The organism is Streptomyces sp. NPDC002537, from assembly GCF_053594975.1.
Window position 1 is genome coordinate 134125 of sequence record NZ_JBSFWT010000001.1, and the last position, 12545, is coordinate 146669.

Sequence of the window (12545 nt, forward strand, 5' to 3'; positions counted from 1 at the left end):
CCTCCCCTGGGCTCAGTACCGCTCACCGGCTCCCCGTTACCTTTCTCGTGGCCCCGCAACGGGGCACTCGACGTGTGGTGCCACAGGGACGGCCGGGAGTTAAGGAGACGAGAGGCGAGGGGCACGCGCACATGGTCGACACGACCGCGATAGATCTCTTCCTCGGCCTGGACCTGGGCAAAGAGTTCCACCACGCCCACGGCCGCACCGGGGACGGCAGGACCGTCCACGACAAGCGGCTGCCCAACACCGAGCCGAAACTGCTGGAGCTGTTCACCAAGCTGGTGGCGAAGTTCGGCACCGTCCTGGTGATCGTGGACCAGGTCGCCGACATCGGCGCGCTGCCCCTGACGGCAGCCCGCGCCGCCGGCTGCCAGGTGGCCTACCTGCCCGGACTGTCGATGCGCCGGGCCGCCGACCTGCATCCCGGTGAGGCCAAGACAGACGCCCGCGACGCGTTCGTGATCGCCGAGACCGCCCGGACCATGCCGCACACCCTGCACGCGGTCGACCGCGACGACGAGGCCCTGGCCGAACTGACCATGCTCACCGGCTATGACAACGACCTGGCCGGCGAGGTCAACCGCACCACCAACCGGCTGCGCGGCCTGCTCTCCCAGATCCACCCCTCCCTGGAACGCGTGCCCGGCCCGCGCCTGGCCTACCCCTACGTCCAAGCCCTCCTGGCCCGGCACGGCTCCCCGGCGAAGCTGAAGAGACTCGGCCGGCCCCGCTGCGAGGCCCTGCCCAAAGCACACGGCTCACGCAAGGCGAAACAGCTGGCCGGGGAGACCTTCGACGCACTGGCCGAGCAGACCCTGACCGTTCCCAGCGCTGAGGCGTCCGCGCTGATCGTGCCCGGCCTGGCCGCCCAGCTCGCCGCCGCCCACACCCAGCGACAGGCCACCGAGCAGGAGATCGCCGCCTTGCTGAAGGCCCTCCCCCTTTTCCACCTCCTGACGTCCCTGCCCGGCATGGGCGTCAGGACCACCGGCGCCGTGATCGTCGCGATCGGCGACGGCACCGGCTTCCCCACCGCCGGGCACCTCGCCTCCTACGCCGGACTCGCCCCCGCAACGAAGTCCTCGGGCACCTCGATCCGCGGCGAGCACGCTCCCCACCGCGGCAACCAGCTCCTCAAACGCGCCCTGTTCCAGGCCGCGTTCGCCGCGATCGGCTGCAAAGCCGACCCATCCTCCCGGATCTACTACGACCGCCAGCGCGCACGCGGCAAGACCCACACCCAGGCCATCCTCCGCCTCGCCCGGCAACGCGTGAACGTCATCCACGCGATGATCCGCAACGGCACCCTCGACGAACCCCGCACCCTCGACCTCGCCGCCTGACCGCACTCCCCCACCTCCTCCGCCACGCCGGCCATCGGACTGTCCGCACCCCACCCGATCCGCCGGGAACATCCCGCTTCGCGGGACGTTCCCGAAAACCAGCACGAACCCCTACGAACCAGCCCCGCCGCAGTTGACGAAACAGATAGGGGCACCCCCCCGGGGGGGGACCAGGTCGATGCTGCGCCGGTGCTCGCGGACGGCGTGAGCGTCGTAGCGGGTGAAGTCGCCGGCGACACAGACCAGCCGGGGTGCGCTCCACAGGAGCGGATAGCCAGGTGAGAACGTGAGGCTCATGTCCGAGATATCCACCCTGTGGCAGGTCGCGCCCTCCGCCGAGACCGACTGGCTCGTCAAGCTGTGCGAGGACGAGGGCACCACCGGGTTCCCCCCGCCTGGCATGCCGGACGCGGCCTGGGTACTGAACGCGATGTACGAGCGTGAACAGGGGCCGGGCCCGGTGTCACATCATCAGGTGCACCAGGCCGGACTGGCGGACGGCAGCATCCAGCCCGCTGTCTTTGCAGGCATCGACCTTGAGGTGGGAACGGTCACGGGCGGTGGCCTGGGACGCGCGGAACGCCCAGGGCACGGCTGGCGGCGACGGGCGCCCCGATCGTCAAGGAGGGTTACTGGCCCTCGTACCGCAGCGCCCCGGACGGCCGCGCGGAGGACCGGAGCTGGCCGGTGGGCATCCGGCCGCCGACAGAGGGCAGCTTGGACGGGGAGACCTGGAACCGGCTGATCGAGATCCTGCTGGCGCACAGCCCGGCCGGTCCGGAAACGCACTGCTTCGCCTATGACAACCCGCTGATGATGTGGACCTTCGACTTCGACAACCTGCACGTCCTCTCGGGGCGCCTGAGGGACGCACAGGCGCTGTACGACATTGATGAGCCGGACTTCAGCCCGTCCAACCTGTGGCCCGAGGACCGCTCGTGGATCGTCTACACCGACTACGACCTGCGGGGAACCAAGATCGTCGGACCCACGGCCCTGATCGACACCCTGGTCGGTGATACGGAGATCGAAGCCGTGCGGCTGCCCTGGGCCCCCTGAGGGAACGACAACGGCCTGCGTGCAGGGTGGCGTTGGGGTGTCGGGTCTCCCGGTGTCCGGTCAGAACAGTGCCAGGCCCTCGCCGCTGGTGTCCGCGATGACTGGCCGGGGCTGGGTGGGGAGGCCGTCCAGGCGGTCGGGGCCGGCCGCGGCGGCCACGGCAGGGGCCGTCTCGGCCAGCCAGACACGAAACCGCTCGGCGGCTTCGCGGTAGGGGACTTGTGCCAGGACACGGTGCTCGCCGGAGGGGCAGAAGTCGACGGCGACCGTGAGCAGGCAGGAGCGGGGCGCTTGTTGGCTGCCTGTCCAGGACACGCGCAGGACTCCGCAGGGTTCGCGTCCGCGGGAGGCGGGGTGGGTCGGGCGCAGTGACCGGCAGGCTATGTGGGCGGTCCATGCGGCGAGGTGCGGCAGGGGCAGGGTGGTGCGTGCGCGGCAGCCGGGACAGCGGTGCCAGTGACGCAGCCAGTTGTCGGTGTCGGTGTGGAAGAGGCGTGTGTAGCGGTTCGCCACGCGGATGTCGTTGCTGTAGAGGTGGTCGGGGCGTTCTTGTGTGTTGCAGGACTGGCAGACGGGGGCGCGAACGTAGCCGTGTTCGTGACAGTGGTCGAGCACGGTGGCGGGCACGGTGCGGCAGACGGCGCATGCCCACCCGGCCACTCTGCGGGAGGTGCTGGGTTTCCTGCTGAGTACCGAGTACAGCTGGCCTTCCAGCTCTGCGTTGTACGGGCGCAGTGAGGCAGTGGTGCCCTCGGGGCTCGCCGCCTGCCGCCCGTCGGCGGCTCGGGCCTGCCGGGGGCGGGAGGGCGGATCGGTGACAGTGCTGCTTACCTGGCGGGTCCGCGCGGCCTGCACCCACTGCGTTTCGGCGTGCTCGGCCGCATCCAGCAGCCTGACTACAGCACGCGGCAGCCACCACGTCCGCTGCGCTCCGTCGCGGGTGCGTTCCACGAGTATCTGGCGCCAGTCGATTCCCGCCAGAGGGTACGGCCAGCCCTCTTCACCTTGTGCTGCCCGCCCGGGACCGCCCAGTTCCTGCACTTCCCGCATGACGCGCTGGCGCCAGCGCAGCGGTGTTTCCTCGTGGCACTCCTGCCGTGGCGCCCCATGAAACGGACCGATGCGGACCAAGTCCTGCCGGTCCATCCTCACCGCGTTCAGTTCCGCGGCCGCCCGGCGCACCTCAGCCTCCGCAACACTCCACTGACCGCCGCTCGCCCTCACCGTCGCCACCACGTGGCCGCCGAGCAGGACGTACCCCACCCGGGCACAGGTAAGAGAGCGGGTGAATGTCCCAGAAGCCGTCGGCACAGCACTGCTGGCCGTCAAATCAACCCACAAAGCATCCGCGGCGCCCAGGGTGATCAGGCCGTCCGTGCAACCGGGCATGACACGCTCTGACATACCGACAGGCTAACGGCCTGCAACGCGGCAACGGGTCCCAAGCGCCTCGGTCAGCCAGACCGCCGCCCCGCAACTCCCCACTGCTGAGCATCTGGTCGTCAGCACCTCCCGTGCCCCGCGCCTCACCACCAGAACGTCAAGAATCGGACAAGTCACCCGAGCGGCGCGACCGCCCGCGGACGGCGCACCGCGTCGTCCCAGCCGCCGCCTCGCCCCTTCCGATGCGTCGAGAACGGTGAGCCGGAGCACAGCAAGATCGCGCCGAACACCGCGAACCAGGTCCCCGAACGCAGGACCCCCCGCCAACATCTGCCCGACGGGGGGTCCTCACAGAACTGCCCCATCTGCCGCCCGCCGGTCTCCATTACCGCCCCGCCTACTCAACGATGCCTGCCAAGAGCCGCACACTCACCTGATGACCCGTCAGCCAAGTCAGCAACAAGTCAGCATCCGACCCATCGGAACCCGCCACGGACCGCCCGTAAACGCCAAGATCACGCAACCGCCAGACCGCGCTTCGGGCGGCCCACCCGACACCAAAGCCCCGACGTGCAGACCGCACACCCAGCCCCGCACGTTGTTCGATTCACACAATCGGACCACAGACGCCGAGCGCTCCGTGAGCGAACAGAGTGACAGGCCCGAGGTCATCTCCAGCGCGCACCCAGCCGCCCTCGAGCCCCCCGTGCGACGATGCCCGGGCGACGCCCGCCCGCCCGAGGGGAAGATCTTCGAGCCCTCCGGCGTTGACACCTCGCACCAGCCTTTCGCACGTACCTTCCGACGCACGTGACAGGAGTGGACCACCGCAATGCCCAGCACTTCCACCCCCCAGGCCACAGCACAGATCGGCGTCACCGGACTCGCCGTCATGGGCAGCAACCTCGCCCGCAACTTCGCCCGCCACGGCCACACCGTCGCCGTCCACAACCGCACCTACGCCAAGACCCAGGCCCTCGTCGACGAACACGGCCACGAGGGCGACTTCGTCCCCGCCGAGACCGCCGAGGAATTCGTCGCCGCCCTCGAAAAGCCCCGCCGCCTCATCATCATGGTCAAGGCCGGCGACGCCACCGACGCCGTCATCGACGAGTTCGCGCCCCTCCTCGACGAGGGCGACATGATCATCGACGGCGGCAACGCCCACTTCACCGACACCCGCCGCCGCGAGAAGGCGCTCCGCGCCAAGGGCATCCACTTCGTCGGCACCGGCATCTCCGGCGGCGAGGAAGGCGCGCTCAACGGGCCCGCCATCATGCCGGGCGGGTCCACCGAATCCTACAAAGCGCTCGGGCCGCTCCTGGAGTCCATCGCCGCCAAGGCGCCCGACGGCAGCCCCTGTTGCACGCACATCGGGCCCGACGCCGCCGGACACTTCGTCAAGATGGTGCACAACGGCATCGAGTACGCCGACATGCAGCTCATCGCGGAGGCGTACGACCTGCTCCGGAACGTGGCCGGGTACGAGCCCGCCCGCATCGCGGAGACGTTCCGCACCTGGAACACCGGCCGTCTGGACTCGTACCTCATCGAGATCACCGCCGAGGTGCTCGCGCACACCGACGCCGCGACCGGGCGGCCGTTCGTGGACGTGGTGGCCGACGAGGCGGAGCAGAAGGGCACCGGCCGGTGGACCGTGCAGACGGCGCTGGATCTCGGCATCCCGGTGTCGGGCATCGCGGAGGCGGTGTTCGCCCGTTCCGTGTCCGGCCATGGTGACCTGCGGCGGGCGGCGCGCAGCCTGCCCGGTCCGCAGCGCGAGGTCCTCTCCCCCGCCGACGCCGAGGAGTTCGCGGCGCGGGTCGAGGAGGCGCTGTACGCGTCCAAGGTCGTCTCGTACGCCCAGGGCTGGAACATGATCAGTGCGGCGAGCGCCGAGTACGGCTGGGACATCGACCTCGGCGCGGTGGCCGCCATCTGGCGCGGCGGCTGCATCATCCGGGCCGCGTTCCTGGACCGGATCCGCAGCGCGTTCGCCGCCGACCCGGGGCTGCCGACCCTGCTGGCCGACAAGGGGTTCGCCGAGGAGGTCGGCCGCGCGCAGGACGCCTGGCGCTCGGTCGTCGCGACGGCCGTCGGGCGCGGGGTGCCCACACCGGGCTTCTCCGCGGCGCTCGCGTACTACGACGCGCTGCGCGCGGAGCGGCTGCCCGCCGCACTGACCCAGGGCCAGCGCGATTTCTTCGGTGCCCACACCTACCGGCGCACGGACCGCGAGGGGTCGTTCCACACCGTCTGGGCCGGGGACCGGGGCGAGGAGCGCACCGCCTGAGCGGTGCACGGGCGCGGCAGGTCGGGCCGTCCGGTCCGATAAAAGTGTCCTGACCTGCCGTTTCTGTACCGACCTAGGGTCTTTGGGGGCCGGAAGGGGCCGGAAGGGGGTTGCGGGGACCTTGGCATAGACCCGGCCAGGGGCGTGGGCTTAACTTATGGGCTATGACCTCCCCCCGCAGCACCTACGGCGGCGGCTACTACGCCTCGCCGTCGTTCCCGGACACCCCCATCTACGACAGTCTCGTCGCCGAGCGGGGCACGCCGCAGATCGCTCCCATCCGGGTGTCGGCCCCGTACGACGGCGGCAGCCAGTTGCCCGCCCTGCCGGCGCTGCCGTCCGGGCCCTCCGCCGCGGCGCCCGCGCCGCAGCCGCCGCAGAGCGGCTATGCCGCCCAGGCTCCGCAGTACGGCTACCAGACGCCCGCTCCGCAGCCCGCCGGGCTGCAGCAGGCGCCCGCGCCCTACATCCCGCCGCAGACGGCGGCGCCGCGCGGCTATCCGGGCCCGCAGCAGTACCAGCAGCGCCCCGCGGCGGCCTCCCCGAGCCCCGCGGGCTACGAGGCGATGCGCCCCGTGGCGCCCCGTCCGGCTCCCGCGCCGTACGAGGACCCGTACAACCGGCAGCACCCGAATCAGGGCGGTTACTAGCGGTTCTTCCGGTTCGGGTCGGAGGCCGGCCGGGGGCCTCGGTCAGCCGCCCGGCCCGGGTGGCAAGATGTGTCCATGTCGACGCCGGTACTGACCGAGATCAATTTCTATCCCGTCAAGTCACTGACGGGCTGCACTGCCGACGAGGCGGTCGTCGAGCCATGGGGGCTCACCGGGGACCGCCGGTGGATGCTGGCCGACGACAGCGGTCAGATGATCACCCAACGGCAGGAACCCAGGCTGGCGTTGGCCGCGGCGCGGCCGCTGCCGGGGGGCGGGGTCCGGCTCTCCGCTCCGGGGTGCGAGCCGGTGGATGTCACCGTGCCCGACCTCGCGGCGCAGGGCACGACGACGGTGCAGCTGTTCCACGACAAGATCGAGGGCGTTCCCGCGGGGCCCGTCGCCGACGCGTGGCTCAGCGCGTACCTGGGCAGCCCGGCCCGGCTGCTGCACATGGACGATCCGGCCACGCGGCGCCAGATCGATCCCGAGTACGCGGACCTCGGCGAGACCGTGAGCTTCGCCGACGGCTATCCGCTGCTGCTCGCCTCCGTCTCCTCGCTCGACGACCTCAACTCCCTGATCTCCCAGGGCGACCACCCGGACGAGGGCCCGCTGCCCATGAACCGCTTCCGGCCCAATGTGGTCGTCGGCAACACCGCGCCCTGGGCGGAGGACGACTGGCGGCGCGTCCGCATCGGCGATGTCACCTTCAGGGCCGTGAAGCTGTGCAGCCGCTGTGTCGTGACCACCACCGACCAGCGGACGGCGGAGCGCGGCAAGGAGCCGCTGCGCACGCTCGCCCGCCACCACCGCATAAACAAGAAGGCGATATTCGGGACGAACCTCATCCCCGAGCACACCGGAGTGGTGTGCCTCGGTGACGACGTGGAGATCCTCGGCTGAGCGGCCGCCCCGCCTGAGTCCCCCTCAACTCCGGCCCGACTCCGGCCGGTCGCCCGCCCCGAAGTGCCGCCGTACCGCCCGCCACCCGTCAACGCGCCGCCAGGAACGGCATCCGGAGGGGGTGATTTTCCTCTCTCCGTCGTCTTCCTCCGCATGCGATGCCCTGTGTGAGGTATTTACGGACGCGGAAGGGGGTGAGCGCTGTGCGCGTGACGATCTTCGCCCGACGATGGCGGAGCAATCCACTGCGCCGCCGGACCGACGTCCTCGAAGCATGGGTCGGTGCGGTGGCGGTGGTGCTGATGCTGTTGACCGGTTCGGCCGTCGGCTGGGTGACGGGCTCGCTCGCCCACGAGGCGCTGCGGCACACGGTCCGTGAACAGCAGCTGCACCGGCACCTGGTGACCGCGACGGCCGTGCGGAACCTGCCGGTCAGTGTCACCGAGACCGACCGCGAGACGGCGGCGGGCCGCGAGGGCCACCACCGGGTGATCGCCCGCTGGGCGGCCCCGGACGGCCGGGCGCAGTACTCCGGAGTGGTCGCCGTCCGGCAGAACACCCCCGAGGGCCGTCAGTTCCCGCTGTGGACCGACGACCGCGGGCGGATCTCGGGCCGCCCCATGGACGACGAGACGGCCGCGGTCCACGCCGTTCTCGCCGGGGCGGCCGCGGCGGCGGTGGTGGCGGGCCTGCTGGAGGGCGCGCGCAGGCTGGTCGTATGGCGGCTCATGCAGCGGCGGTACGCCCAGTGGGACCGCGCGTGGGAACAGGCCGGGCACACCTGGGGCCGGGCGGATGCGGGCAGCTGACCGGTCAACTCCCGTGGCCCGCGCGCGCTACGGTGGTCCGGCCGGTACGCATCCGTCCCGGGTGAACGCAGCACACGAGGTGGGGGCGCAGCAGCACCATGGCACAGGGCTCGGTCCAGGTGACGCACACCGGTACGTCGCGATGGCGGCGGCGTACCGGCGAATACGACTCCCTCGCATCGGCTCTGGAGGCCGCGACCGACGGCGACGTGCTGTCCGTCGCGCCGGGCACGTACCGGGAGAACCTGGTCGTCACCCGTGCGATCACCCTGCGCGGCGGTGAGGGCCCGCACGGTGCGGTGCGGATCGCGCCGGCCGAGGGTGTGGCCCTGACCGTACGGGCCTCGGCGTCCCTGCTGGACCTGCACATCGAGGGGCAGGACGCGGCGGCGCCCGCGCTGCTGGTCGAGGACGGTGCTCCGGAGCTGGCGGATCTGCGGATCGTGACCCGCTCGGCGGTGGGCATCGAGGTGCGCGGCGGCTCACGGCCGACGGTGCGCCGCTGCGCGGTCGACAATCCGGGCGGGGTCGGCATCAGTGTGCTGGACGGTTCGACGGGCGTCTTCGAGGAGTGCGAGGTCGTGGCGGCGGGCCGGTCGGGGGTCGTGGTGAGCGGCGGTGCGCGGCCGCGGCTGGACCGCTGCCGGGTGCACCACGCGTCGGGCGCGGGGCTGTCGTTGACGGGTGACGGCAGCGCGCTGGAGGCGGTCGGCTGCGAGGTGTACGAGATCCGGGGCGCGGGCGTGCAGGTGGCGTCGCGGGCGGCCGGTTACCTGACGGACTGCCAGGTGCACCGGACGTCCGGTGACGGGGTGACGCTGGACACCGAGGCCGTGCTCACCCTGGTCGACTGCGACATCCACGACGTGCCGGAGAACGGGGTCGACCTGCGCTCGCGGTCGGTGCTGTCGATGACGCGGACGGCGGTGCGCCGGTTCGGGCGCAACGGCCTGTCCGTATGGGATCCGGGGACGCGGGTGGACGCGGACCGGTGCGAGATCCACGACAGTACGGGCGACTACCCGGCGGTGTGGGTGAGTGACGGGGCGACGGCGGCGCTCGGTTCCTGCCGGGTGCGGGACGTGCCGGACGCCCTGTTCGTGCTGGACCGCGGTTCGCGGGTGGACGTGGTGGACAGCGACCTCGCGCAGGTGCGCAACACGGCGGTGTCGGTGAGCGACGGGGCGACCGCGCAGTTGGAGGACTGCCGGATCCGGGCGGCGGCGACCGGCGCCTGGTTCCGCGACCACGGGAGCGGGGGTTCACTCGCGGGGTGCACCATCGACGCGACGGCCACGGGCGTCATCGTCACCAAGGGTGCCGATCCGGTCGTCGAGCGGTGCACGGTGAGTTCACCGGTGGAGGCGGGCTTCTACGTGTCGGCCGGGGGCCGTGGTTCGTTCCACGACTGCCGGGTGACGGGGAGCAGCGGCTACGGCTTCCACGTCATCGACGGCTGCCGTACGACGCTGGCGCGCTGCCGTACGGAGCGGTGCGCGCGCGGCGGTTACGAGTTCGCCGAGGAGGGCACGGTCAGCGAGGACTGCACGAGCGACGAGAGCTCAGGCTACGCCTTCGGGGCGTCCCGGGCGGGTTCCGCGCGGACAGCCGTCCCGGTCGTGGAGCGGGCGGCTCCGCTGCTGTCGGTGCCGCCGGTGGCGGTGCCCGTCCAGCGGGTGCCCGAGGGCGCGCCGTCGGCCCGCGCGGAGGACGGCCGTCCCGCAGCGACGGTGCTGGGTGAACTCGACGCCCTGGTGGGCCTGGAGAGCGTCAAGCGCGAGGTGCGGGCGCTCACCGACATGATCGAGGTGGGGCGCCGCCGGCAGGAGGCGGGGCTGAAGGCGGCCTCCGTACGGCGCCATCTGGTGTTCACCGGCTCCCCCGGCACGGGCAAGACCACGGTGGCCCGGCTCTACGGCGAGATCCTCGCCTCCCTCGGGGTGCTGGAGAGCGGCCATCTGGTGGAGGTGTCCCGGGTGGATCTGGTGGGTGAGCACATCGGGTCCACGGCCATCCGTACGCAGGAGGCGTTCGACCGGGCGCGCGGCGGTGTGCTGTTCATCGACGAGGCGTACGCGCTGTGCCCGGAGGACTCCGGGCGCGACTTCGGGCGCGAGGCGATCGACACCCTGGTGAAGCTCATGGAGGACCACCGGGACGCGGTGGTGGTGATCGTCGCCGGGTACACCGCGGAGATGCAGCGGTTCCTCACCGTGAACCCCGGTGTGGCCTCGCGGTTCTCACGGACCATCACCTTCGGCGACTACGCGCCGGAGGAGCTGCTGCGCATCGTGGAGCAGCAGGCGGAGGAGCACGAGTACCGGCTCGGGGCGGGGGCGTCCGAGGCCCTGCTCGCGTACTTCACGGAGATCCCGAAGGGGCCCGCGTTCGGCAACGGCCGTACCGCGCGGCAGACGTTCGAGGCGATGGTCGAGCGGCACGCGGGCCGGGTGGCGCAGCTGGCCGATCCGAGCACGGACGAGCTGACTCTGCTCTACCCGGAAGACCTGCCCGCGCTGCCGTGAAGGGGGCGCGGTGTCGTTGGCCGGAGAACGGCACGGGCGATGTCACAGGTGCGTGGGAGGATGAACGCACGGAGTCGGCGGTGGCTGAGCGGAGGACCGGCCGGTGAGCGACAATCACAATCTCCTGGCGGAGCAGCGGCGTGCCCTGATCCTCGACGAGGTGCGGCGGCGCGGTGGTGTGCGGGTCAACGAACTGACGCGGAAGCTCAATGTCTCGGACATGACGGTCCGCCGTGATCTGGACGCGCTGGCACGGCTGGGTGCCGTGGAGAAGGTGCACGGCGGTGCGGTGCCGGTCGCGGAGGCGACGGCGCACGAGCCGGGGTTCGAGGCGAAGTCGGAGCTGGAGCTGATCGCCAAGGAGGACATCGCGCGGGCCGCGGCGAAGATGGCCGCGCACGGCAGCGCGATCGCGCTGGCCGGGGGGACGACGGTGTACGCCTTGGCCCAGCGGCTGGTGGATGTCCCGGATCTGACGGTGGTGACGAACTCGGTGCGGGCGGCCGATGTGTTCCACAGCGCGCAGCGCACGATGACGGCCGCGGGTCCGTCGCCACGTCCGGGCGCGGCGACGGTGGTGCTGACGGGCGGGGTGCGGACGGCGTCGGACACGCTGGTGGGGCCGGTGGCGGACGCGGCGATCCGCGCGCTGCACTTCGATGTGCTGTTCATCGGGGTGCACGGGATATCCGTGGAGGCGGGGCTGTCGACGCCCAATCTCGCGGAGGCGGAGACGAACCGTCACTTCGTGCGCTCGGCGCGGCGTGTGGTGGTCGTGGCGGATCACACCAAGTGGGGGACGGTGGGCCTGAGTTCCTTCGCTTCGCTGGACGAGGTCGACGCGCTGGTCACGGACACGGGGCTGCCGGCCGAAGCGCGCCGGGAGATCTCCGAGCTGCTGCCGGAGCTGGTGGTGGCGGAGGGTTCGGCGGGCGCGGCGGAGGCATGAGCCCCCGGGCTGCCGGCGGCGCAGACATCCGGCACGGCAGGGGCTAGGGTGTGCGGCGCGGCAGGCCGGTCGATCCGATGGGGTGCTCTTCGATGGTGCGCAGACTCCGCCCTGTGGGGCTCGATTTCGTGGAAGCGGCGCCGCTGCGGCTGGTGTTCGCGGTGCACGCGTCGGCGTCGCCCGCCGAGGTGTACGCGGCGCTGGCCGAGGATGTGCCGGGCCTGCCGCGGTGGTTCCGTGCGGTGAAGGCGGCCCGGTCGCTGGAGAGCGACGGGCACAGGGGCCGGGAGGTCCGGTTGCGGGGCGGCACGCGCTTCCTGGAGACGATCCTGGCGGAGGAGCCGTCGAGCCGTTACGCGTACCGGGTCGACGTGACGAACGCGCCGGGTGTGCGGGCGCTGCTGGAGGAGTGGCGGCTGCTTCCCGCCGGTACGGGAACGGTGGTCCGCTGGACGGTGGCGGTCGACGGTTCCCTGCCGACGCGGCTGGTGCTCGCGCTGGGGCGGCCGGGGCTGCGGCACGCGTTCCGTGAGGCGGTGCGCGCGCTGGACCGGCGGCTGGCGTCGATGCGGGGTGGCCGGGGCTGAAGGGACGTGCCGGGCTTCTTCGCCGCTCGGCCGCCGCT

The 12545-nt window shown here is 71.8% G+C and carries 10 protein-coding genes and 1 pseudogene; 9 read left to right on the plus strand and 2 right to left on the minus strand.

Annotated elements, in window-relative coordinates:
* Positions 1-131 precede the first annotated feature (131 nt).
* Positions 132-1346 carry an IS110 family transposase gene (locus ACWD4A_RS00295; RefSeq protein ID WP_451187344.1) on the plus strand — a complete coding sequence of 405 codons (1215 nt, stop codon included), beginning with the start codon at positions 132-134 and terminating at the stop codon, positions 1344-1346.
* 168 nt (positions 1347-1514) lie between these two features.
* Here the strand turns inward: ACWD4A_RS00295 and ACWD4A_RS00300 are convergent.
* Positions 1515-1613: pseudogene (locus tag ACWD4A_RS00300) on the minus strand (transporter); the annotation flags it as partial.
* A gap of 450 nt (positions 1614-2063) precedes the next feature.
* On the opposite strand from ACWD4A_RS00300, the gene ACWD4A_RS00305 reads away from it, so the two are divergent.
* Positions 2064-2405: a hypothetical protein gene (locus ACWD4A_RS00305; protein WP_451187347.1), complete on the plus strand. Its 342-nt coding sequence runs from the start codon at positions 2064-2066 to the stop codon at positions 2403-2405.
* Positions 2406-2465: 60 nt separating this feature from the next.
* Here the strand turns inward: ACWD4A_RS00305 and ACWD4A_RS00310 are convergent, their stop codons facing one another.
* On the minus strand, positions 2466-3356 hold the full coding sequence (locus tag ACWD4A_RS00310) for an endonuclease domain-containing protein (protein ID WP_451187350.1): 891 nt from the start codon (positions 3354-3356) through the stop codon (positions 2466-2468).
* Positions 3357-4620: 1264 nt separating this feature from the next.
* Between ACWD4A_RS00310 and gndA the strand changes: the two genes are divergently transcribed.
* The 7 genes from gndA (at position 4621) to ACWD4A_RS00345 (ending at position 12507) form a co-directional block, all read left to right on the plus strand.
* On the plus strand, positions 4621-6081 hold the full coding sequence (gene gndA, locus ACWD4A_RS00315; RefSeq protein WP_451187353.1) for an NADP-dependent phosphogluconate dehydrogenase: 1461 nt from the start codon (positions 4621-4623) through the stop codon (positions 6079-6081).
* A 164-nt stretch (positions 6082-6245) separates the two neighbouring features.
* Positions 6246-6731 (plus strand): DUF6643 family protein, encoded by a 486-nt coding sequence (locus ACWD4A_RS00320; RefSeq protein ID WP_451187356.1) that lies wholly within the window; start codon positions 6246-6248, stop codon positions 6729-6731.
* A gap of 75 nt (positions 6732-6806) precedes the next feature.
* Positions 6807-7637: an MOSC domain-containing protein gene (locus ACWD4A_RS00325; protein ID WP_451187359.1), complete on the plus strand. Its 831-nt coding sequence runs from the start codon at positions 6807-6809 to the stop codon at positions 7635-7637.
* Positions 7638-7831: 194 nt separating this feature from the next.
* Positions 7832-8446, plus strand: a complete 615-nt coding sequence (locus ACWD4A_RS00330) for an Rv1733c family protein (RefSeq protein ID WP_451187362.1) — start codon at positions 7832-7834, stop codon at positions 8444-8446.
* Between the two features lie 98 nt (positions 8447-8544).
* Positions 8545-10971, plus strand: coding sequence for a right-handed parallel beta-helix repeat-containing protein (locus ACWD4A_RS00335; RefSeq protein WP_451187365.1), 2427 nt, complete (start codon positions 8545-8547; stop codon positions 10969-10971).
* A gap of 103 nt (positions 10972-11074) precedes the next feature.
* Positions 11075-11920, plus strand: a complete 846-nt coding sequence (locus tag ACWD4A_RS00340; protein ID WP_451187368.1) for a DeoR/GlpR family DNA-binding transcription regulator — start codon at positions 11075-11077, stop codon at positions 11918-11920.
* Between the two features lie 92 nt (positions 11921-12012).
* Positions 12013-12507 (plus strand): SRPBCC family protein, encoded by a 495-nt coding sequence (locus ACWD4A_RS00345; RefSeq protein WP_451187371.1) that lies wholly within the window; start codon positions 12013-12015, stop codon positions 12505-12507.
* Positions 12508-12545 lie beyond the last annotated feature (38 nt).